This window comes from Arthrobacter rhombi (genome assembly GCF_900163545.1).
GTDB lineage: Bacteria > Actinomycetota > Actinomycetes > Actinomycetales > Micrococcaceae > Arthrobacter_H > Arthrobacter_H rhombi_A.
Window position 1 is genome coordinate 354915 of sequence record NZ_FUHW01000038.1, and the last position, 21114, is coordinate 376028.

Genomic DNA, 21114 nt, shown 5'->3' on the forward strand with positions numbered 1-21114 from the left:
TGTCGGGCAACTCACATGAAGTGGTGGATCACTCCGCGTGGAAGCGGGCGCCCCGCATCCGTTCGGAGGCTCCGACACGGTCCAGATACGGGGTGATGCCGCCCAGATGCATCGGCCATCCGGCACCCAGGATCATGCACAGGTCGATATCCTCGGGGCCGGCAACGACGCCCTCGTCGAGCATCAGACCGATCTCTTCGGCCAGCGCGTCCTGGGTGCGCACCAACAACTCCTGCGAGGTGCTCGGCGTCGACCCGAAGCTGAGCAGCTCGAGAGTCGACTCCGGGATGGACCGGCTTCCGTCCTCGTTCTGGACCCAGACCGACTTCAGCCCGTTGTCGATCAGCGCCTGCTGGTTTGCCGAGACGCGGAATCGGTCGCCGAAGGCCTCATGCAGGGACTCCATGACGTGCTGGGCGACGGGGATCCCGACCATGGCCAGGAGCGTGAAGGGGCTCATGGGCAGGCCCAGGGGGCGCAACGCGTTGTCTGCGACCTCGGCGGGGGTGCCGTCGTCGAAAGCATTGGAGACCTCGCCCATGAGACGCAGCAGGACGCGGTTGACCACGAAGGCCGCCGCATCCTTGACCAGGACCGCCGTCTTGCGCAGATCCTTGGCCACGGCGAAGGCGGTGGCCAGAACGACGTCGTCGGTTTTGGGGGCCCTGACGATCTCGATCAGCGGCATCGCTGCCACCGGGTTGAAGAAGTGGAAGCCAACCACCCGTTCGGGGTGCAACAGGTCCGCCGCCATCTCCGTCACCGATAAGGAGGAGGTGTTGGTGGCCAGGATGCATTCGGAGGAGACGACGGCCTCCACCTCGGCGAAGACCTGCTTCTTGACCTGAAGCTCCTCGAAGACGGCCTCGATGACCAGATCGGCGTCGGCGAAGGCCTCCTTGGAAACCGAACCGGTGACCAGACCCTTCGTGCGATTGGCCGCATCTGCGGAGATCCGCTTCTTGGCCAGCAGCTTATCGACCTCGCCGTGGATATAGGACAGGCCCTTGTCCACCCGACCCTGATCGATATCGGTGATCACGACCGGGACCTTCAGCATTCTGGCGAAGAGCAGCGCGAACTGTCCAGCCATGAGCCCGGCACCAACGACACCGATCTTGGTGACCGGGCGGGCGAGCTTGCGGTCGGGGGCGCCTGCCGGGCGTTTGGCCCGTTTCTGCACCAGATCCAAGAAGGAGTAGACGGTGTCGTGGAACTGCGGGGTCTGCATCAGTTCGACGAGGGCAGCGCATTCGAGTCGTGCCGATTCGGCCTGGCTGATCGTCTTGCCGGCCTCGAAGACATCCAGGACCTTGCCCGGCGCCGGGGCGGCACCGGCGGTCTTGGCTTCGACGAAGGCTCGGCCCTTGGCGACCGCAGCATCCCAACGTTCTGCCACGGCCGGGTCGGTGGCCGGATCCACGGCGTTCGGCCGAGAAACCTCGGCACCTGTCAGGACGGTATCCGCCCAGGCCAGGGACTGCTCGACGAAATCGGCCGGCTCGAACAGGGCATCGGCGATGCCCAGCTTGAAGGCGGCGGGGCCGGCCAACGAACGGTTGTTGTTCAACGGGTTCTCGATCATCACCGTCGTGGCGGCTTCCGGGCCGATCAGACGCGGCAGGCGGTAGACGCCGCCCCAGCCGGGGACCAGACCGATGAAGGCCTCCGGCAGACCCAGGCCGTTGGCACCGGAGGAGACGGTGCGGTAGTTCGCGGCCAGCGCGACTTCCAAGCCTCCGCCGAGGGCGACGCCGTTGATGAAGGCGAAGGTCGGCACCCCGAGATCGGCCAGCAGATCGTAGGCGGCATGACCGAGCTCGGCCATCAGCGCCCCGCTGGAGGACTTCTTCAGGGTTTTCACCGTCGTCAGATCCGCGCCGGCGACGAGGAAATGGGGTTTGCCGGTGACGGCGAGGGCCTGGATCTGCCCGGCAGCGGCTCGTTCGTGTTGGCGGTTGAGTTCGCGCCCGAATTCGATGAGGGTACTCGGGCCCAACGTGGTCGGTTTGCTGTGGTCCAGCCCGTTGTCCAGGGTCAGCAGCGCGAGTTTTGCTCCCGACGCTAGCGTGACGTCTGAGACCAGGGTGTGGGTGATGATTTCGTCGGGGACCTGCGCGGCAAGTTCCTCGAAGCGGTCAAAATCCTGGGTAGCCATGTCTTAGGCGTCCTTCCCGTAGTCGGCGTGGTGGGGGTTTTCCCAGATGACGGTGCCGCCCATGCCCAACCCGACGCACATGGTGGTCAGGCCGTAACGCACGGAAGGGTCGGCCTCGAATTGCCGGGCGAGCTGGTTCATCAGACGAACACCCGAGGAAGCCAGTGGGTGTCCGACAGCGATGGCCCCACCATAACGGTTGACCCGGGGATCGTCGTCGGCGATGCCGTAATGGTCCAAGAAGGACAGGACCTGAACGGCGAAGGCCTCATTGATCTCAAAGAGTCCGATGTCCTCGATGGACAGACCTGCCTGGGCCAGGGCCTTTTCCGTGGCGGGCACGGGGCCGATGCCCATCACCTGCGGCTCGACGCCGGCGAAGGCGTAACCAACCAGGCGCATCTTGGGGTCCAGCCCCAATTCCTCGGCTGCCTCGGAGGAGGTCAGCAGGGCGGCGGTGGCGCCGTCGTTCAGTCCCGCTGCGTTGCCTGCGGTGACGTGACCGTGGGCGCGGAAGGGGGTGCGCAGGGATTCGAGATCCTCGAGCGTGGTGCCGGGGCGCGGTGGTTCGTCGGTCGTGTTCAGGGCCCAGCCTTCACCCGGACGGCGTGCGGCCACGGGGACCAGATCGGGTTGGATGTTTCCGGCTTCATACGCGGCAGCCAGTTTGGTCTGGCTGGCCAGGGCGTATCGGTCGGCACGCTCCTTGGTGATGGCTGGGAAGCGGTCGTGTAGATTCTCGGCCGTGTTGCCCATGTTCAGTGCCGCAGGGTCCACGAGGCGCTCGGAAACGAAACGGGGGTTCGGGTCGGCGTCGGCGCCCATGGGGTGGTTGCCCATATGTTCGACACCACCGGCGACGACGACGTCATAGGCGCCGAAGGCGATGGAAGAAGCGGTAGTGGTCACCGCGGTCATCGCACCGGCACACATCCTGTCGATGGCGAAGCCGGGCACGGATTGCGGCAGCCCGGCCAGCAAGGCGGCGGTGCGCCCGATGGTGAGGCCCTGGTCGCCGGTCTGGGTGGTTGCGGCGATAGCGACCTCGTCGATACGCTCCGCGGGAACCTCGGGGTTGCGGCGCAGAAGGTCGCGGATGCACTTGACCACCAAGTCATCGGCGCGGGTGCCGTGGTAAATACCCTTCTCTCCGGCCTTGCCGAAGGGGGTGCGGACGCCGTCGACGAACACGACGTCGCGGACCTGCCGGTTGCGCGGCAGCGCGCGTGCGGTTGTTGGGCTCACTGGGGGTGACTCCTTGCGTGGAATGAATGTGATCCACTCCATATGTTACCGGTGAGTAACTAGAGGTGCAAGACGTCGGGGGACCGCTGTGTCGCCGGGGCGAGGTACCTATCGTCGGAGAGCTCTCGCTCAGGTCACGCTGGCTTGGATGTCCGCTTCTCAGGCAGCGGTTCAGGGTCCAGGAACGCAACCGTGATGATCGGGGCGGTTTCGCGGATCTGCCAGGGGCGGGCTCCGAGGTCGGCCAGCGCGGTCGCGACGGTTTCCGGGGTGACTTCTTCCGGTGGACGCCAGGCCACTCGACGCAGCGTATCGGGGGTGAGCAGGTTCTCGGTGGGCATCTGCAGCTGCTCGGCTCGCCGGGCGACCCGGGGCTTGGCGGTGTTCAACCGGCGGGCCGCGGCCTCGTCCTTCTCCGGCCAGGTGCGGGCCGGCGGCGGCGCCGATGTGGGGATGTGCATGGGAGGCAGTTCCTCGGCCTGGCGGGCTGACTGCAGGCAACGCAGCCAACGGGGCGCCTCCTTGCTCGCCGCCCGGCCGTGGAAGCCGGGGGTCTTGAGCATTTGCGGGACGGTGGTCGGCATGGCCTTGGCCGCGGCGATCAGGGCGGCATCGGGAATCAGCCGCCCGGGGGCGACATCTCGGTTCTCCGCGAGCGATTCCCGCTCGTACCACAGGGCCTGAACGGCGGCGAGTTGACGGCGATCGCGTAATTGATGCAGTCCCGAGGTGCGGCGCCACGGGTCGACGCGGGGCGCGGGCGTCGGAGCCGTGCGGATGGCCTCGAACTCCTCGGCGGCGAAGCCGAGTTTGCCCGATTCCTGCAGCAGTTCGGCCAACGCAATACGCAGCTCGTCGAGAACTTCGACGTCGAGGGCCGCATACCTGAGCCACGGCTCGGGCAGCGGCCGGGTCGACCAGTCGGCTGCTGAATGTTCCTTGGCCAACCTCAGTCCGAGCAGGGACTCCACGACCGGTCCGAGACCGACGCGGGGCAGGCCGGCGATGCGCCCAGCCAGTTCCGTATCGAAGAGGGCATCCGGGTGCATGCCGAGTTCGCCCAAACATGGCAGGTCCTGGGTGGCAGCATGCAGAATCCACTCCACACCGTGCAGGGCCTCATTGATGGGGAGCAGGTCGTTGAACGGGACCGGGTCGATCAACCATGTGCCAGCCCCGCGGCGGCGGAGCTGAACCAGGAAGGCGCGTTGACCGTAGCGGAAACCCGAAGCCCGTTCGGCGTCCACGGCCACCGGTCCGCTGCCGGCAGCCAGGGTGCGTGCGGCACGCAGTAAACCGGCGTCGGTGTTGACGACCGGGGGAACTCCCTCGCGGGGCTCCGTCAGCGGAGTGGGTTCAGGCGCCGGGGGCGTCGAGTCCTCGGCGTCAGTGGGTGAGGGTGTGCTGTCGGTGCGCGAAGTGGTCATGATGAAACCAATTCTAGTGGATTCAACTCCGTCGGCGGCGTGGCAGAGCTGTGACACCCTCGGGCAAGGGCGGCAAACCCGCAAAAGTACAGACCATATCGCTCCACGCCTCTAGATGGGACTGGAGGTCAGCACCTTGCGGCGTCCATGAAGCACGCAATTCGATATCAATGGTTTCGGGACGTTCTTCCAGGCTGCCAAAACTCTGGGAAAGCATCCGGGTCGCGGTGCCCCCGGCGTGGGCGTAGACCGCGTTGTTCTCGTGGAGGGCGTCGAGGAGCCAGGTCCACGCCACGGAGCCGAGCATCTGGTCGTTGCCCATCTCGGCATCGAGTTGGGCCCTGATGTAGGTGACAATGCGGAAGGTGCCGTTCCACAGGTCAGAACCCTCCGGGTCGTGTAGCAGGATGAACCGTCCGGTGGCTAATTCATTGTCATCCTCCGGGCTGCGAGCCTCCGCTAGCGCGGCCGCCGCGGGCCCATGGAGTGAACTCCGAACTCGGGGCGGGGACTCTAGAACCTCCGCGGAGAGCGCCACTGCGTACGGGGCCAGCCGTGCGGGGGCCGGGATCTCGGCCAAGTGCATTTCGGCACGGCAATCGGCCTGACGGAGTCCTGAGAGAGCCGTCATGAAGTCTGGGGGAACCTGTGCCAGGTCGCCAAGAGCGGTCACGAAACCGAGTCTAGAGTCATCGGTCCGGGGTACCCGGAAGGCTCGCCGTTGTCGTGCGCTCTGTGGCCTGCCCATGCTACCGGGGTGGCCCCTGACAGCGGGGCGACGCCTAGGACCGGGCTCGGTGCACTACGGTCGTTCGGGGTGATGTGTTCGGCACCACGGGCCGTTGACGTTCAAGGAACCAGGAGGTGGATCATGTTGGCAGTCGCAGCTGCTGTTCCGATCCTGCTCGCGGGCGTGCTGTTCTTCCTGGGCGTCAAGGCCACCCGGATTTCCCTCTGGTCCTTGGCGGCCGGCATCGTGATGGCTCTCATCTTTTTCCCGACCCCTTGGTTGGTGGTCGGGAGCTCATTGGCTGCCTTCGCCCCGACGATCATCGAAATTCTGTTGATCCTCTACGCAGGGGTCTTGCTGAGCAGGATCATGTCCAACACCGGAGCGATGGCCTCGATTTCTGGCTGGCTGCGTTCGAGTGCCCCCTCACGCCGCACCGGAACGTTGCTGGTGGTCTTCGGAATCGTCCCCTTCGCAGAATCCGTCACGGGCTTCGGTATTGGTGTCACCGTGGGCGTGCCGATCCTGCGCTTAATAGGGCATTCGGTGCCGCGATCAACGATCTTTTCGCTCCTCGGGCTGCTCGCCGTTCCCTGGGGTGCGCTCGGCCCCGGGACGCTGCTGGCCTCGGAACTCTCGGGCACCTCGTTAGTGGAGGTGGGGATCCGTTCGGCGGTTCTATCCCTTCCGGTGATGCTCGGAGTGGCCCTCCTGGTGACTTTCCTGCTGCGCCATGACGGTTCCGTGGGCAGGCTTTTCGGCGGTGCGGTGGCTAGTTCCTTGCTGCTCTGGTCGGGAATCCTGGGAGCCAACATCCTGTTGGGAACGCCCCTGGCTGGCGTCATGGGCTCATTGGTTCCGACCGCGGCTCACCTGCTGGTGTATCGCTGGCGCGGCTCCCTCATCGCCGCCGGCTGGGTGGTGGCGCGGGCCTCTTTGCCCTATGCCGTGATGGCTGCCGGCCTTCTGGCTACCCGCGCCGTCACGTCCAATGGGGAACCCCAACTCAGCTTGCGGGCGATCAGTAGCCCCGCCACGTGGCTCGTCGTCGCCTGCCTGGTGGCCCATTTCGGGCCGGGGCAGCGTTGGGCGAGCGACCAGCCCGAGGCACGGCTGGGGCACCGGGCCGTCTCGGCCTGGAGGACATGGCTCCCGGTGGGCGTGGTGACGTTCTGCTTCACCGTGCTGGGATCCGTCCTGGCGGCGACCGGAATGGGGGCCGAGCTGGGCACCGCCTTGGCGGCCATGGGCGGAAGCTATTTGGCGATCGCCCCGGCGGTGAATGCCCTCGCCGGATTCATCACCGGTTCGAATACGGCAGCCAACGCGATGCTGACTGCCACCCAGACTCAGGTGGCCACGGAGTTGGGCAGTTCTGTCCTGCAAATGGTGGCAGCCACCAACGTCACTGCTTCGATGGCGACCATGGCTGCTCCTTCACGCCTGCTGTTGGCCTACGAGCTGGCCGTGGCAACCCCGGTGGGCATCCCGGGAGGTGAGGGCCTCGGGGAATCCTCAGCAGATCCTCAGGCCTCGGAATCAGCGGTCAACCGTTGGGTACTGCCGCGGATTTTCGCGCTGCTGGCCATCGTTTCGGCCATCCTGGGACTGGTCACCTGGCTGCTCTTCTAGGCCGGCGCCGTCGGAGGAACCCGGCTGGGTGTGCACCGGCTCTGGCCCTTCAGGCGGGTAGACCCAGGTGACCAACACGACCGAGATGATCATGAGCAACAGCCAGGACCCGAGCTTATTGATGGAAACGAATTGCCAGCCGTCGAGCTGATCCGGATAGGCCCAGGCATTGGACCAGGTGGCGATGTTTTCGGCGAACCAGATGAACAGGGCAACCAGCAGGAACGAGAGGACCAAGGGCATCCGCAACCGAACCCGGAAGACCCTGAAATGCATCCAACTGCGGCCAAAGACCACGAGCACCGCCGCCAAGAGGAACCAGCGCAGGTCAAGGATGTAGTGGTGGGAGAAGAAGTTCAGGTAGATGGCAGCTGCCAGCACGGCGGTGGCCCACCTGCGGGGATAGTGGGTGAAACGCAGGTCGAAGAGCCGGAAGACGCGGACCATATAGGAACCGACCGCCGCATACATGAACCCGCTGTAGAGCGGCACGTTTCCCAGATGGAGGAGTCCCTCGCCCGAGTAGATCCAGGACCCGACACTGGTCTTGAACAGTTCCATGCCGGTTCCCACGATATGGAACAACACGATGACCCGAAGTTCGCGCAACGTCTCCAACCGGAAAACGACCATGAGTACCTGGATGAGAACCGCCGCGAGCGTCACCGCGTCGTTACGGGCCAAGGACATGTCATCGGGATACCACAGCCGTGTAGCCAACAGGACGGCCAGCATCGCCGCGCCGAAGACGCAAGCCCACGCCTGCTTGGCAGTGAAGACCGCGAATTCGACCAGGACCTTGGTTGCCCTGTTGTCGGAAAACCGGCTAATGAGGCGATGGGCCACGGCCTCGAGACGCTGCTCGAGCGTGGTGGAATTCCCGTGGGTGCTAGCCAGCGGCTACCTCAGCCCGGATGGCCGCGGCGAAGCGGTCGATGTCGTCCTCGGTCGTATCGAAGCCACACATCCAACGAACCTCGCCGGTGGCTTCGTCCCAGTCATAGAAGCGGAAGTCCTCGCGGACCCGGTCGGCGGCAGCGGCGGGCAGCTTCGCGAACACGGCGTTGGACTCGGTCGGCTGAGTGATTTCCAAACCGTCGATGTCCTCAACTGCAGTGCGCAGGCGCTGAGCCATGGCGTTGGCGTGGGAAGCCGAACGCTGCCAGAGGTCACCTTCGTACAGGGCGATCAGCTGGGCTGAAATGAAGCGCATCTTCGAACCGAGCTGCATGTTCATCTTCCGCAGGTACTTCAGCCCGGTAGCGGCCTCCGGATCCAGGACGACGATGGCTTCGCCGTACATCATTCCGTTCTTCGTGCCACCCATGCTCAGGATATCGATCCCTGCATCGCGGGTGAAGGCTCGCAGAGGCGCGTCCAAGGCAGCGGCGGCATTGGAGAGGCGGGCCCCATCCATATGAACCTTCATCCCCAGTTCGTGGGCATGGGAGGTGATCGCCTTGAGCTCCTTGATCGTGTACAAGGTGCCGAGCTCGGTGGACTGGGTCAAGGAAACCGCCAACGGCTGGGCGCGGTGCTCATCGCCCCACCCCCAGGCCTCCCGATCGATCAATTCGGGTGTCAGTTTGCCGTCCGAGGTCGGTACCGTCAGCAGTTTCATGCCGCCGGTCCGCTCGGGGGCACCATTCTCGTCGACGTGGATATGCGCCGTATCGGCACAGACCACGGCGCCCCAGCGCGGCAGCAACGACTGCAAAGCCGTCACATTGGCGCCGGTGCCGTTGAAGACCGGGAAAGCCTCGGTGGCCGGTCCGAAATGGGACAGGATGACGTGTCCGAGCCGTTCGGTGTATTCATCTTCGCCGTAGGCGATCTGGTGGCCGCCGTTGGCGGCGATCAGTGCCTCGATGATCTCTGGATGAACACCCGAATAGTTATCCGATGCGAAGCCGCGGACCATGGTGTCGTGCAGGGAAGTGCTCACGTTTATCCTCAGAAGTTGCTGGTGGGAAGTCGTCTTTAGTCTATGCCTGCGGCACCAGGGACAGGCGGGTGCCGTTCAAGCTTGCGGCATCGGCATCGAACAGGCCGGCGACCGCACTGCCGAAATCAACGACGTCGGTGAATCCCACAAATTCCTTGCCAGGTTCCTGCTCGCGCGCCGCAGCGTCGACGAAGGCCTTGATGACCAGGACGACGGCGGCGGAATGCTGGGGGACAGGGTTCTGCCGGTGCCCAGATTGGGCGGCACGGAGGCCCCCTGCCGTAGCCATCGTCCATGCCTCGGCAGCGGCCTTGACGGAGATGTAGTTCGCGCCGGAAGCGCTGGGGCGTTGGACGGCCGTGGAGGAGACCACCGCGAGCCGTCCGACGGGGGAGTCGGCAATATCCGGGTAGAAGACTCGCGAGGTATTGCGCAAGGTGGTCACCACGTTGCGGTGCAGGAAGTCGTAGTCCTCATCCGACTGTCCGGCCAGCCCCTTGCCGCCCCGCCAACCGCCGACCAGATGGATCAGTCCATCGATGGACCCGACCTCGGTGTGGATCCGTTCCGCCAAGGCCGCCGTGGCGGCGTAGTCAGACAGATCGGTGGCGTAGCGCGCCGAGGCGAACCCCAGACGTTCCTCCAGTCGTGCCGCGTTGGTGCCGACCACCAGGACCCTCGCCCCGGAATCATGCAGCGCCCGCGCGGCAGCCACCCCGGAGGAGGAGGTGGCACCGGCAATGAGGACTGTGGGTATATGCGGTGTGCTCATGTGGCCAGTCTAGGCCGATGCCGGGACATCGCCAGCGGTGATGCCGACCGTGGATTCGATGACCGGCTTCATTTTTTTGCTCAACGCCTCGTAGAACATCGACAGCGGGAATTCGTCGTCGAGGACCTGATTCGTCATTTCCTTCAGAGGCTCCATCAGCGGTAGGGCTTCCTTGCCCTTCGCCCAGACCGATGCCGGATGGGGGGTGACCGTGGAGGAAACCAAATCATAGGCGGCCAGCCAGTGGGCCAACTTCGGCCGATCGATGGAGTGCCAGTAGAGATCGTCGATGGCATCACCCAAGGCGCTGACGACCTGGGCGATGGCATCCCAGTCGATGGTCAGTTTGGTATCGGTCCAGTGCAAAACGTGGTGCTGGTGCATCCAGGCGAAGAGCAACTGTCCGCCGAGCCCGTCGTAGTTACGCACGCGGCTTCCGGTGATGGCAAAGCGGAAGATCCGGTCGAAGATCACCGTGTACTGCACCAGGCGGGCATGCCGGGCGGTCTCGGGATCCGAAGCGGTGGAGGCGGCAATCTTGACGCATTCGCGGAAGGCGGTGAGGTCGCAGCGTAGTTCCTCCAGGGAGTACAGGAAGAAGGGCATCCGCTGCTTGATCATGAAGGGGTCGAACGGCAGGTCCCCGCGCATGTGGGTGCGGTCGTGGATCATGTCCCACATGATGAACGTCTCTTCGGTCAGTTTCTGGTCGGCGAGGAGTTCGGCTGCCTCGGCCGGCAGATCGAGATTGGTGATCTCGGCCGCGGCGGCAACGACTCGACGGTAACGGGCGGCCTCCCGGTCCTGGAAAATCGCACCCCAGGTAAAGGCCGGGGTCTCGCGCATGGCGACCGATTCAGGGAAGAGCACCGCAGCATTGGTGTCATAGCCGGGGGTGAAGTCCAAAAAGCGCAGCGGAACAAACAGCCGGTTCGAATAGTCTCCGGCTTCCAGCTCGGCGATGAACTCGGGCCAGATCACCTCGACGAGCACCGCTTCAACGAAACGGTTGGTTGAACCGTTCTGTGTGTACATGGGGAACACCACGAGGTGGCGTAGCCCGTCGACGCGGTCCAGTTGCGGCTGGAACGCCTGTAGGGAGTCCAGGAAATCGGGGACGCCGAACCCTCCTGCCGCCCAGGACTTGAAGTCCGCGACCACCTGGTCCAAATAGCTTCCGTCGTGTTCAAAAAGAGGGCGCAACTCCGTCACCGCAGCGGTGATCGTGGTAGTCAGTTCGGCGGCGCGGACCCGGTCGGTCGCTTCGGGGACCGAACCGTCTTTGACCTGCAACTGTTGGAAAGCGGTCGCCGCAGCCTTCAATTCCAGCCACACGGGATCTTGAGCGAGATCCTCGCCGTGTCCGCTGGTGGTGTCATGCGTCATGGTTGCCTGGGACATCGGTCCTGCACCTCGAATCATCTCCGGGGCCGCGCTGGTTGCGCCGGCCTGCTGCCGTGGTGATCCCAGCCTAGAAAAGATCAAGCAGCACTGGCGTGAAGAAAGCCTAAGGCTAAGAAGTGCTCATGCATGTGATCAAGATGACCCTCCGCAGACCCAGCGCGGGGCATGCTGGCGACGACGGGACTAGGCGTCGGTGGGGCGCAGGCTCAACGAAACCGAGTTGATGCAGAAGCGTTGGTCGGTGGGGATATCTAGCCCCTCGCCCTCGAACACGTGCCCCAGATGCGAATCACAGGAGGCGCAACGAACCTCGATGCGCTCCATGCCCAGGGACCTGTCATGCAGATAGCGCACGGACCCCTCTGCCAACGGGGCGAAGAAGGAGGGCCAGCCACAATCCGAGCCGAATTTTTCCTTGCTGGTGAACAGTTCGGCCCCACAGGCACGGCAGGCGTAGACACCTTCGGTGGTGCTATCCCAGTACTCGCCGGTGAACGGGCGTTCCGTTCCTGCTTGTCGAAGGACCTGGAATTCCTCGGTGCTGAGTTCTTCCTTCCACTGCTCGTCGGTCTTGGTGACAGGAAAGGACTGGGCGTTCGAATCAGAAAATGTACTCACACTGCCTCCAACGTCTGGGGAGGCCCAGCCATTCCCGCGGCCTGCCGGGCACGCTCCATCGTGACCGAGGGAGCCTGCGGGGACTTGGCGCACCCGGCTTGACTTGCCATGATGGGTACATGCGCGAGTACACACGGACCGCCGACCCTGCGACCCCCCAGGCCCCCATGATGCGGTGGGCCGTCCTCGGAGCCGGAGTCGGCGTCGCCGCCGGTTCACTGCTGGCCGCCAGTGCTTCGGCGCTGGCAGGATATTTTGCCCGGCAGGTGGTGCTTCCGGTGCGCAAGACCGAAGACCTGGCGATCCTCGCCGTCGTGCGCGGAGACGAGGGACTGGAAGTCATCCTTCCCGCGACCGCCGAAACCACGGATCCCGGTACGTACTCGTTGTACTTCGATGCCGGCCGAGGTCACGCTCGGATCGGCGAGATTCTCTCTTTCACCCCTGCTGAGGGCACCATTGCCCGCCGGGTGGAGCGCGTGTATTCCGGCAACCTGGAAACGGCGGTCCGTGGCTGGTGGTCAGGAGCTGTCTATGCAACACCTGAAGACGCCGGATTCGCTGCCGAGAGCGTGGACATCCCGACAGCGGTGGGCGCTGCCCCTGCGTGGCTGGTTCCTGGTACGGATCGGGCCGACACGTGGGCGATTATGGTGCACGGCCGGGGAGCCGCACGCACCGAGGGCCTGCGGGCGCTGTCAACCACCGCCGGGCTGGGGATGAGTTCGTTGCTCCTGTCCTACCGCAATGACGGGGTGGCCCCGTTTGCCTCGGATCAACGCTACGGGCTGGGCAGCACCGAATGGGAAGACGTTGAAGCCGGCATCGACTTCGCCCTTCAGAACGGGGCGCACAACGTGATTCTGATGGGGTGGTCCATGGGTGGGGCCATCAGCCTTCAGGTGGCCGATAAATCACGATATAAGCGGCATATCCAGGCCCTCGTGCTCGATGGCCCGGTGGTGAATTGGATTGACGTGCTCCGTCACCATGCCAAGGTCAACCGCATTCCCGAAGCCGTCGGTCGGTTGGGGCAATGGATGCTGTCCAACCGTGCCGGCCGGACGATCACCGGTTTGGCGGCTCCGCTGGATTTGAAGGAACTGAACTGGATTGCCAAGGCAGACCAGCTCCGGGTACCCACCTTGATCTTGCATAGCGAGGACGACGATTTCGTGCCGGTGGGTGCCTCCGCCCAGCTGGCGGAACTGAACCCCGAAATGGTCACCTTCGAACGCTTCACGGTTGCAGCGCATACGCGCGAATGGAATGTTGATCCCGAACGGTGGGAGCAGGTGGTCACCAGCTGGCTGGCGAGGATCATCGTGGCACCGAAACCCGGTGGAGGGCGTCGCAGTCGGTAGCGCTGCAGTCTCGGGTGCTACGGTCCGGCCACGGCTGCCGGGTGCGCGTCGGTGAGTCGGATCAGGTCCTGCGGAGCCACTTCGATCTCCAGGCCACGCCGCCCACCCGAGACGTAGATCGTCGACCAGGTCGTCGCAGAGTCCTCAATCACCGTCGGTGAATGGTGGCGTTGGCCCAGTGGGGAGATCCCACCCAAGACGTAGCCGGTCCGGCGTTGCGCGTCATCGGCCTGTGCCAGCTGGACCTTCTTCACCCGCAGGGCAACGGCAGCTGCTTTGAGGTCCAGAGAACCGGTCACCGGGACGATCGCCACCGCCAGGGCCGCGCCACCCGAGCGACCGGTATCGACCATGAGGGTCTTGAAGACCCGTGCCGGGTCGACCCCCAAGGCCTCCGCCGCCTCCGTTCCGTAGGATGCCGCCTGCGGATCATGAACGTACGTATGAGTCGTATAGCTGGCGCCGTCGGCGTCCAACAGCACGGTGGCGGGTGTGCCACCAGCGTCCTGAGGGCCCTTCTTCCTGGACATCATCGCAACCGACTACGCGGCCACGCCTTCGGCGACTTTACGCTTGATGCGTCCCAGCAGCGACGACATACCGCGCATGCGTAGCGGGGTGATCGCCCGGGTGAGGCCGAGTCGCTCGGGCATATCGTTGGGTACAGCGAGGATCTCGGCGGCCGGTAGGCCATCGAGCCCCTCCGCCAAGACGCCCGCGAAACCCCGTGAGGTGGGTGCTTCCGGCGGCGCCGAAAAGAACAAGCTGACCTCCCGGGCGTCGGTAGCGGCGATCTCTACGGTCAGGAACAGCGGGGTCTGGCATTCCACGACCCGTTCCAAGAGCTCTGGGTGTTCGGCGAACCGCTCCGGCAGGGCGGGTAACTCGTCGGAAAATTCCAACAGCAATTCCAAGCGCTCACGCTCGGTGACGGCGTTGAAATCATCGATGATCTCCGCCAAGGCGGAGGGAATGGCGGTATCACTCATGGGTGCATGCTCCTTGGGGACGGTGGGTACCTAGCTGCGGGCCGAGGAAGCCGGGGCTTCGCCGCGTTCGCTGCCGACGGCGATCGGAACACGGACCGCATTGCCCCATTCGGTCCATGAACCATCGTAGTTGCGGACGGATTCGAAACCGAGCAGGTGCTTGAGCACGAACCATGTGTGGCTGGACCGCTCGCCGATGCGGCAGTAGGCAATGACGTCATCCCCGGGGGTGAGGCCCGCCTCGTCCAGGTACAGGGCTTCCAGTTCGGGCCGGCTCCGGAAGGTGCCGTCTTCATTGGCAGCCTTGCTCCACGGGACCGACGCAGCGGTGGGGATATGGCCGCCGCGCAACGTGCCTTCTTGTGGGTAGTCAGGCATATGGGTGCGCTCACCGGTGTATTCCTCGAAGGAGCGGACATCGATCAACGGTTTGCCGAAGTGGGGGATGACATCCTCGCGGAAGGCGCGAATGGGGTCGTCATTGCGCGGGACCACCGGGTAGTCGGTGGTTTCCGGGCTCGGCTTCTCCCGGGTCGTTGCGCGCCCTTCGGCCAGCCATTTATCGCGGCCGCCGTCGAGCAGGCGGACATCCTCGTGGCCGAACAGCGTGAAAACCCAGAGGGCGTAGGCGGCCCACCAGTTGCTCTTATCCCCATAGATCACCACGGTGGTGTCGCGGGTGATGCCCTTGGCGGCCATGAGCCGGGCGAATGCCTCACCGTCAACGTAGTCGCGAGTGACTTCGTCGTTGAGATCGGTATGCCAGTCGATGTTCACGGCACCGTGGATATGACCGGTGGAGTACAACAGGATGTCCTCGTTGGATTCCACGACCACCAGGTCGTCATCTTCAAGATGCTCGGCCAACCAATCGGTGGAGACCAAGCGTTCGGGATGGGCGTAGGCGGAGAACTTGGTATTGGTATCGGCGGCAAGGCCCATGGGGATTCCTCGTTTCACACGGCGGCTAGGGATCTTCCTCCAGCCTACGTCTTTGGGTGCCGGGCCGCTGGGTCGGGGGTCACGTGCGGGTGCCTTTGCGCGCGGGGCGTAAAGTTGGACGCGGTGCGCCCCGCGCGCCGGCCCGTCCCCGCACAAAGGAACTGACCCCGCCCGTGGCACATATCGAACACCTGACCGAACGCATCCCCCAGGTCTCACCTGACGAACTGCTCGCCGGATTCCATCCGTCGTACCGATTCGGCGTCGTGTCCTTCGACACCTTCCGTCCGGACCCGGCGCAGCCATCGCAGACCGAGGCGGTGGAGGCTTTGCGTGCCTTCGCCGAGGGGATCGGTCACTCGAAGAAGTCCCTCCTTGGGCGGATTTTCGGAGCGAAGAGCCCACAGGCCAAGGCCGGCATTTACCTCGACGGCGGCTTCGGTGTGGGCAAGACCCACTTGCTGGCTTCCCTCTGGCATGCGGTTCCCGGCCCCAAGGCCTTTGGCACGTTCGTCGAGTACACCAACCTGGTCGGTGCCCTGTCGTTCAGGAAAACGGTCGAGGTCCTCAGCGGCTACAACCTGGTGTGTATCGACGAGTTCGAACTTGATGATCCCGGTGACACGGTGCTGATGTCGCGGTTGATGCGCGAATTATCCGATGCCGGGGTGAAACTCGCGGCGACTTCGAACACCCTGCCTGGTTCCTTGGGGGAGGGCCGTTTTGCCGCCGTGGACTTCCAACGCGAAATCCAAGTGTTGGCCGACCAATTCGATGTCCTGCGCATCGATGGTGATGACTTCCGCCACCGTGGCCTACCCGAGGCACCGCGGCCCGTGGATGACGACGTTCTCGAGTCCACCGCCACCGAGCTCTACGCAGATAAGGTCCTGGCCAGCGATGACTTCGGCGAACTGGTCAAGCATCTGTCCAAGGTTCACCCGAGCCGCTACCGGCAGTTGGTCGAGGATATCGACATTCTGGTCCTGCACCAGGTGCGGACCATCACCGAGCAGTCGCTTGCCTTGCGTTTCGTCGTCCTCGCCGACCGGCTCTACGACAAGGACGTCCCCGTCGTGGCCAGTGGCCAGCCGTTCAACGAGCTCTTCACCGAGGAGATGATGGCAGGTGGGTACCAGAAGAAGTACTCGCGTGCGGTGTCGCGGCTGACGGCTCTGGCGCGTGAAGGGCAGCAGGCAGAAGTGTCGATCTAGCAGCGGTTCACGGGGGCAGCCGATGCCCCCGTGGCGGCCAGCACGATGAGCAAACGGTGCTCCGCAGCTACCGGATCGCCCTCCCACGTACCTTTGAGCTCGACGTTCTCGAAGCCCGCGGCGTCCAACGCTTCGATCAGCTCGGTTTCGGTACGGAAGTACAGGGTGCTGGTGAAGATCCTGTCGCTTCCGTCAGCGAAGAGGTTATGGCTGTCAAAGACGACGACGCCGCGGCTCACCGAGGTGACCTCCAACCATTCGGTGAAGGTCCCGAACGCTGCCCAGCGGTGACTCGTTGTTTTTTCCGGAGTCCAGTTTTTCCATTCGCGGTAAGCCGGGTTGCGCGTTTCGAAGGCCAGGACTCCGCCCGGTGTGAGGTTGCGGCGGAGATGGTCGAGCGTTGCGACGAGCTCCTTTGTCGCGAGGTGCATGAAGGCGTTCCCGGTACAGAGCACCAGATCTGCAGGGGCCGAGGGATCCAGGACGTGGGCGTCCCCGTCGATCCATCGCACCGCATCCGCCCCGGGCTGTCGGCGGGCGTATCCGAGCATCGTGGGGCTCGGGTCCACACCGATGACCTCGCGACCGGGGCCCGTGAGGGTTCGGGTGAGTAGCCCTGTGCCGCACCCCAGATCGATGATCTTTCCGGCACCGAGCCTGTCGGCAAGGGACCGGTAATACTCGTGATCCCGCCCGGCTGGGTTATCGGTTTCGTAGAGGGCGACGAGGTCTTCGTCGCCATAGAGATCCGTCATGGGCCCAGCCTAATGCTGGCCCGGGCGTTCGACCGCCCATCTGACCAGCAACCCTCCGGCCAGTCCCCAGAAAGCGGAGCCCACCCCCAGGAAGGCGACGCCGGAGGCGGTAATCATGAACGTGGTCAGGGCGCCGAAGCGGGAGCGGGGATCTTCCAGCGCCGAGGACGCCGCGGCCCCCAAGGTGCCGAAGAGCGCCAAGCCGGCAGCCGCGGTGAGCAGCCCCTCGGGAGCCGTGACGGCCACCGCCCCCACAGCCGTGGCTCCCAGGCCGAGGAGGAAGTAGAAGCCGCCGGCAGAAACTGCGGCGATCCAGCGCCGCGAACGGTCGGGACCCGCTTCCTCACCCGCCGCGAGGGCAGCCGAAATGGCAGCGAGGTTGATGGCGTGCCCGCCGAAGAAGGCTGCTCCGAGGCCAGCCGCCCCGGTGCCGAGCATGGAAGCGGTCCAGGGCGTCCTATAGCCGAAGCCGGACAGCACGGCCATGCCGGGGATGTTCTGCGAGGCCATGGTCACGATGTACAGCGGTATCGCGACGCCCGTCGCCCCGGCCCACGTAAAGGCGGGCATCGTGAACTCCAGCCGAGGCCATAGGTTGCTGGGTAGGGCCGTTCCGGCATGCGTCGCGTTGAGCATGACGATCAGCAAGGTGGCGGCCATGGCTGCCGGCACGGCCCAACGTGGTGCCCAGCGCATGCACACGAGCCAGACCAGGATGATCGAGCCTGCCATGAGCGGGACGTTGGCCAGGGCATGGAACGGGGCCAGGCAGAGTTCGAACAGGACCCCGGCGAGCATCGCCTGAGCCAGCGGTGCCGGAAGCCTTCCGAGCAGACGGCCGATGGCCGGTACGGCGCCGGTGAGAAAAATTAGCAGGGCACACATCACGAAACCGCCGACAGCCTCGTTCCAGCCCAGCCCCAGACCTCCAGCGGCAGCTAGCAAGGCGGCACCGGGGGTCGACCAGGCAAAGGTCACCGGACGCCGGGTGGTCACCGCGATGGCAACCGTGCACAGGGAAAAGGCGATGGTCAGCGCCAGTAGACCGGAGGCCGCCTGCCCCGGACTGGCGCCTACGGCGCTGAGGCCGGCCAAAACGACAGTGAAGGAAGAAGTGAAGCCCACCAGAGCCGTGACCAGGCCAGCGGTGACGGGGCGCACGAAATCTCGAGAGGCGGTGGGAACTGGGGTATGCGGCATGACCTCGACTGACGGTGGTTCTGTTTACGGAACGCCTCTCAGCGTAGTCTGGGTCCATGTCCGCCGCAATCGATCCCCGCATGCTTCACGTCGGCAACCGGATCCGCACCCATCGGCAAGAAGCGGGTCTTTCACTGACCGGTCTGGCCACGGCGGCGGGCATCGGCAAGGGGACGCTCTCCGAACTCGAGCACGGTCAACGCAATCCAACCCTGGAGACTCTTTACGCCGTCGCCGGAGTCCTCGGGGTCCCGTTGGCCGGCTTTGTCTCCACTGATGATGCGGACCAGCAGCCGCAGCATGCTGGCGTCGGGGGAGTCGCGGGCACCATCGTGGGCGGGGAGATCTCTGTCGGCGGAGGGCCGGTGTCAGCCAGGCTGCTAGAGGCCCGTCGAATCACCGACGGGTCCTTGATCGAAGTGTATTGGCTTTCGATCGGCCCGGGGTGTCGGGTCTCCCCGGCCCATGGCCGGGGTGTGACGGAGCAGTTGGTCCTGGTCGAGGGGGAAGCCCTGGTGGGGCCTGAAGGTCAAGCCCGAGCAATCGGTGCCGGGCAGGCCCTATCCTGGGAGTCCTCTGGTCGACATGTCTACTCATCCGAAGCAGGGGCCGAGGGTGTGTTGACCATTATCAATCCGCCGACCGGCGGGACGATGTTGCATTAACGAGCAGGTGCCGGTCCCGCCTCACGGCGGTACCGGCACCTGTTTGCCGTGCTCGCGGGCCGGCAGGCGTCCCCGGAGGGGTGCGCGGAATTCTAGGTGGGGGGATTCGAATCGTTGCCAGCTGCCTTGTCGAGAAGGTTGTTGGCAGATTCCTGAAGGTTGTCCACCTTGTCGGAATACTTGCCACCGGTTTTCTCATCAACAAAGTTGCCGACACCGTCTACGGTCCCACGGAGCTTTTCGGCTCCGCTTCCGGCCACTTCAGTGGCCTTGTCCTTGAGTCCCTCGGCCTTGCCCTTGAGCTCGTCAAAAAAAGCCAAGCGACACCTCCTCTCCTCCGGGAAGCCTTCCAAGCCTCCGTGTGATGACCATCATAGTGGGGTGGCTTGAGGGAATTCGAGAGGAAGGGCCCCTGGTTTTCTGCGCTCTGGGTGAAATAGGCGGCCCTGGTTCGTGCCGCTTCACGTGCCGGGCATGAAAAAACCGCCTGATCGGCAGGGGAGCCGTCCGGCGGTTCGTGGAGCGGACAACGAGATTCGAACTCGCGACCTCCACCTTGGCAAGGTGGCGCTCTAGCCAACTGAGCTATGTCCGCATAAAAAAGCTCCGCCGTGGCGGAGCCTTTTCAGTGGGCGATACTGGGATCGAACCAGTGACCTCTTCCGTGTCAGGGAAGCGCGCTACCGCTGCGCTAATCGCCCTCTTCAGGGTGCAACATTACCGTATGCGAGGTGGGGACGGGATTCGAACCCGCGTATACGGCTTTGCAGGCCGCTGCCTAGCCACTCGGCCACCCCACCGTGTCCTGAACTGGTTTCCCAGCCCCGGCTAGATCGACGAATCGATCCTTACAGTGACTTGCGAGCGGACAACGAGATTCGAACTCGCGACCTCCACCTTGGCAAGGTGGCGCTCTAGCCAACTGAGCTATGTCCGCATGTCAGAGAACTGCTCCGTTTCGGTCGCTTTGAGCTTTCCGAAGCGGTGCGTTCCAACGAGTAAAAACTCTATACGACGATTCACCGAAGTTCCAAATCGTCTCCGTCACCCGGGAGTCGAACTGCGGAATCGCGGTGAACCTACTGGCCTCGGAGCGTCAGCGCGACACCCAATACGTCGGGTTGGCATGCCAGAATCGTGGTCATGACTTCACCTGCCCTGGCCCACCAGACCACGTATGGCCGCATGTACTCCCGCAAGATCAACGGGCTGCCGGAGGTCCCCTCCATCACCACGGTGATCGGCCAGGCCTCCATGTCCCTGGACGGCTGGATCGGGCATATGGCCGCCACGGCGGTCACCCAAGACGATCGGTTGAGCGCAGCCGTGGGCAATAAAGCCAAGTTGCGCACCGTCGCGCGGGACGCCTCCAATGCCGCAGAGACCTACCGCAATGAGGCCGCCGCCCGCGGAGATCGCGTCCACAACTATTGCGAGCAGGTGGCTCTGCGGGCGCTGGGCCGCCCGCACGTCGCCGCCGAAGCGCGGGAGGTTCTTCTGGAAAAGGGAGAAGGGGGATTCGCTTCCCGCTTTGATGACTGGTGGGACGAATACCGTGTCGAGCCGATCGCTGCCGAGGTCACCGTCTGGAACCATACTGTGGGCTATGCGGGAACGCTGGACCTGGTGGCGCGGATCGGTGGACGACTGTGCTTGATTGACTATAAGACCAAGGGCACCGACCGGGACGGGCGCGTCAAAGCGTTGGATCCCAAGGTCGTCATGCAATTGGCCGCCGGCTATAAGGCCGAGGAGGTTGTCGTCGACGCGGCTGCCGGAACGTGGGAACCCTGGCCGTATGGGGAGGACCCGATGCTGTTCGGGGTTGCCGTGGGAGAGACCGAAGTGCGCACACTCATGGCCCCTCCCGAAGTCCTGCCGGCGTATTGGAGTCGGTTCTTCGCACTACGGAGAGTCTGGGAATCCGGTGTCAAGGTCTCCGAAGCTGGAACCGCCTTGCGGGCCGTGGGCCCGCCCCCGGCCCAGTAGACTGGTCCATGCGTACCGGCACCGCCGCCCACCGGGCCGACCGGACGACTTTCCACAGCACATTG

Annotated in this window: 20 protein-coding genes and 4 tRNA genes; 5 read left to right on the forward strand and 19 right to left on the reverse strand. The window is 64.5% G+C overall.

Features of this window, described 5'->3' with window-relative positions:
* Positions 1-28: 28 nt before the first annotated feature.
* The 4 genes from FM101_RS12060 to FM101_RS12075 all read right to left on the reverse strand — a co-directional run bounded on the left by FM101_RS12060 (position 29) and on the right by FM101_RS12075 (position 5461).
* Positions 29-2158, reverse strand: a complete 2130-nt coding sequence (locus FM101_RS12060) for a 3-hydroxyacyl-CoA dehydrogenase NAD-binding domain-containing protein (protein ID WP_086999915.1) — start codon at positions 2156-2158, stop codon at positions 29-31.
* Positions 2159-2161: 3 nt separating this feature from the next.
* On the reverse strand, positions 2162-3403 hold the full coding sequence (locus tag FM101_RS12065; protein WP_086999917.1) for a thiolase family protein: 1242 nt from the start codon (positions 3401-3403) through the stop codon (positions 2162-2164).
* A gap of 134 nt (positions 3404-3537) precedes the next feature.
* Complete coding sequence (locus FM101_RS12070; RefSeq protein ID WP_086999919.1) at positions 3538-4830, reverse strand: HRDC domain-containing protein; 1293 nt, start codon at positions 4828-4830, stop codon at positions 3538-3540.
* Between the two features lie 22 nt (positions 4831-4852).
* Positions 4853-5461: a DUF3000 domain-containing protein gene (locus FM101_RS12075; RefSeq protein ID WP_241895288.1), complete on the reverse strand. Its 609-nt coding sequence runs from the start codon at positions 5459-5461 to the stop codon at positions 4853-4855.
* A 240-nt stretch (positions 5462-5701) separates the two neighbouring features.
* On the opposite strand from FM101_RS12075, the gene FM101_RS12080 reads away from it, so the two are divergent.
* On the forward strand, positions 5702-7192 hold the full coding sequence (locus FM101_RS12080) for an L-lactate permease (RefSeq protein ID WP_158225888.1): 1491 nt from the start codon (positions 5702-5704) through the stop codon (positions 7190-7192).
* On the opposite strand, the gene FM101_RS12085 is transcribed toward FM101_RS12080, so the two are convergent.
* The 5 genes from FM101_RS12085 to msrB all read right to left on the reverse strand — a co-directional run bounded on the left by FM101_RS12085 (position 7100) and on the right by msrB (position 11931).
* Positions 7100-8038, reverse strand: a complete 939-nt coding sequence (locus FM101_RS12085) for a DUF817 domain-containing protein (RefSeq protein ID WP_241895280.1) — start codon at positions 8036-8038, stop codon at positions 7100-7102. The genes FM101_RS12080 and FM101_RS12085 overlap by 93 nt on opposite strands.
* 43 nt (positions 8039-8081) lie before the next feature.
* Complete coding sequence (locus FM101_RS12090; RefSeq protein WP_087000070.1) at positions 8082-9113, reverse strand: threonine aldolase family protein; 1032 nt, start codon at positions 9111-9113, stop codon at positions 8082-8084.
* A gap of 64 nt (positions 9114-9177) precedes the next feature.
* Entirely contained in the window at positions 9178-9909 is a 732-nt protein-coding gene (locus FM101_RS12095; RefSeq protein WP_086999927.1) for an SDR family NAD(P)-dependent oxidoreductase, read from the reverse strand.
* A 9-nt stretch (positions 9910-9918) separates the two neighbouring features.
* Positions 9919-11295, reverse strand: a complete 1377-nt coding sequence (locus FM101_RS12100) for a DUF6421 family protein (RefSeq protein ID WP_087000072.1) — start codon at positions 11293-11295, stop codon at positions 9919-9921.
* Between the two features lie 201 nt (positions 11296-11496).
* Positions 11497-11931, reverse strand: a complete 435-nt coding sequence (msrB, locus tag FM101_RS12105; protein WP_086999929.1) for a peptide-methionine (R)-S-oxide reductase MsrB — start codon at positions 11929-11931, stop codon at positions 11497-11499.
* 119 nt (positions 11932-12050) lie between these two features.
* On the opposite strand from msrB, the gene FM101_RS12110 reads away from it, so the two are divergent.
* Positions 12051-13295 carry an alpha/beta hydrolase family protein gene (locus tag FM101_RS12110; protein WP_086999931.1) on the forward strand — a complete coding sequence of 415 codons (1245 nt, stop codon included), beginning with the start codon at positions 12051-12053 and terminating at the stop codon, positions 13293-13295.
* A gap of 17 nt (positions 13296-13312) precedes the next feature.
* Here FM101_RS12110 and ybaK read toward each other — a convergent pair whose 3' ends face one another.
* From ybaK to FM101_RS12125, 3 genes are read right to left on the reverse strand one after another with little or no spacing between them, the layout of a single operon-like run.
* The gene (gene ybaK / locus FM101_RS12115; protein WP_086999933.1) at positions 13313-13825 is read right to left on the reverse strand and encodes a Cys-tRNA(Pro) deacylase; all 513 of its coding nucleotides are present in this window, start codon (positions 13823-13825) and stop codon (positions 13313-13315) included.
* A 12-nt stretch (positions 13826-13837) separates the two neighbouring features.
* Positions 13838-14284 carry a SufE family protein gene (locus tag FM101_RS12120; protein WP_086999935.1) on the reverse strand — a complete coding sequence of 149 codons (447 nt, stop codon included), beginning with the start codon at positions 14282-14284 and terminating at the stop codon, positions 13838-13840.
* Positions 14285-14314: 30 nt separating this feature from the next.
* A complete protein-coding gene (locus FM101_RS12125; RefSeq protein WP_086999937.1) occupies positions 14315-15226 on the reverse strand; it encodes a sulfurtransferase in 912 nt (303 codons plus the stop codon).
* Between the two features lie 173 nt (positions 15227-15399).
* Between FM101_RS12125 and zapE the strand changes: the two genes are divergently transcribed.
* Positions 15400-16440, forward strand: a complete 1041-nt coding sequence (gene zapE / locus FM101_RS12130) for a cell division protein ZapE (RefSeq protein ID WP_086999939.1) — start codon at positions 15400-15402, stop codon at positions 16438-16440.
* Here the strand turns inward: zapE and FM101_RS12135 are convergent.
* Together FM101_RS12135 and FM101_RS12140 are read right to left on the reverse strand one after the other, a co-directional pair.
* Positions 16437-17195 (reverse strand): class I SAM-dependent methyltransferase, encoded by a 759-nt coding sequence (locus FM101_RS12135; protein WP_086999941.1) that lies wholly within the window; start codon positions 17193-17195, stop codon positions 16437-16439. The two genes, zapE and FM101_RS12135, sit on opposite strands and share 4 nt — an antisense overlap.
* 9 nt (positions 17196-17204) lie before the next feature.
* Complete coding sequence (locus FM101_RS12140; protein WP_086999943.1) at positions 17205-18395, reverse strand: benzoate/H(+) symporter BenE family transporter; 1191 nt, start codon at positions 18393-18395, stop codon at positions 17205-17207.
* Between the two features lie 56 nt (positions 18396-18451).
* On the opposite strand from FM101_RS12140, the gene FM101_RS12145 reads away from it, so the two are divergent.
* Positions 18452-19060: a helix-turn-helix domain-containing protein gene (locus FM101_RS12145; protein ID WP_179204316.1), complete on the forward strand. Its 609-nt coding sequence runs from the start codon at positions 18452-18454 to the stop codon at positions 19058-19060.
* Between the two features lie 92 nt (positions 19061-19152).
* Here the strand turns inward: FM101_RS12145 and FM101_RS12150 are convergent, their stop codons facing one another.
* From FM101_RS12150 to FM101_RS12170, 5 genes are all read right to left on the reverse strand, one after another.
* A complete protein-coding gene (locus tag FM101_RS12150) occupies positions 19153-19380 on the reverse strand; it encodes an antitoxin (RefSeq protein ID WP_086999944.1) in 228 nt (75 codons plus the stop codon).
* A 198-nt stretch (positions 19381-19578) separates the two neighbouring features.
* Positions 19579-19655: transfer RNA gene (locus tag FM101_RS12155), tRNA-Gly, on the reverse strand.
* Positions 19656-19689: 34 nt separating this feature from the next.
* Positions 19690-19761, reverse strand: a tRNA-Val gene (locus tag FM101_RS12160).
* Between the two features lie 28 nt (positions 19762-19789).
* Positions 19790-19860: transfer RNA gene (locus FM101_RS12165), tRNA-Cys, on the reverse strand.
* Positions 19861-19923: 63 nt separating this feature from the next.
* A tRNA-Gly gene (locus tag FM101_RS12170) sits at positions 19924-19997 on the reverse strand.
* Between the two features lie 206 nt (positions 19998-20203).
* Between FM101_RS12170 and FM101_RS12175 the strand changes: the two genes are divergently transcribed.
* A complete protein-coding gene (locus FM101_RS12175; RefSeq protein WP_086999946.1) occupies positions 20204-21049 on the forward strand; it encodes a cytochrome in 846 nt (281 codons plus the stop codon).
* Positions 21050-21114: the final 65 nt, after the last annotated feature.

Coding starts and splice junctions, on each gene's coding strand:
- FM101_RS12060 (WP_086999915.1), bottom strand. CDS start 2,158: ATGGCTACCCAGGATTTTGACCGCTTCGAGGAACTTGCCGCGCAGGTC.
- FM101_RS12070 (WP_086999919.1), bottom strand. CDS start 4,830: ATGACCACTTCGCGCACCGACAGCACACCCTCACCCACTGACGCCGAG.
- FM101_RS12075 (WP_241895288.1), bottom strand. CDS start 5,461: ATGACGGCTCTCTCAGGACTCCGTCAGGCCGATTGCCGTGCCGAAATG.
- FM101_RS12080 (WP_158225888.1), top strand. CDS start 5,702: ATGTTGGCAGTCGCAGCTGCTGTTCCGATCCTGCTCGCGGGCGTGCTG.
- FM101_RS12090 (WP_087000070.1), bottom strand. CDS start 9,113: ATGGTCCGCGGCTTCGCATCGGATAACTATTCGGGTGTTCATCCAGAG.
- FM101_RS12095 (WP_086999927.1), bottom strand. CDS start 9,909: ATGAGCACACCGCATATACCCACAGTCCTCATTGCCGGTGCCACCTCC.
- FM101_RS12100 (WP_087000072.1), bottom strand. CDS start 11,295: ATGACGCATGACACCACCAGCGGACACGGCGAGGATCTCGCTCAAGAT.
- FM101_RS12110 (WP_086999931.1), top strand. CDS start 12,051: ATGCGCGAGTACACACGGACCGCCGACCCTGCGACCCCCCAGGCCCCC.
- ybaK (WP_086999933.1), bottom strand. CDS start 13,825: ATGTCCAGGAAGAAGGGCCCTCAGGACGCTGGTGGCACACCCGCCACC.
- FM101_RS12120 (WP_086999935.1), bottom strand. CDS start 14,284: ATGAGTGATACCGCCATTCCCTCCGCCTTGGCGGAGATCATCGATGAT.
- FM101_RS12125 (WP_086999937.1), bottom strand. CDS start 15,226: ATGGGCCTTGCCGCCGATACCAATACCAAGTTCTCCGCCTACGCCCAT.
- FM101_RS12135 (WP_086999941.1), bottom strand. CDS start 17,195: ATGACGGATCTCTATGGCGACGAAGACCTCGTCGCCCTCTACGAAACC.
- FM101_RS12140 (WP_086999943.1), bottom strand. CDS start 18,395: ATGCCGCATACCCCAGTTCCCACCGCCTCTCGAGATTTCGTGCGCCCC.
- FM101_RS12145 (WP_179204316.1), top strand. CDS start 18,452: ATGTCCGCCGCAATCGATCCCCGCATGCTTCACGTCGGCAACCGGATC.
- FM101_RS12175 (WP_086999946.1), top strand. CDS start 20,204: ATGACTTCACCTGCCCTGGCCCACCAGACCACGTATGGCCGCATGTAC.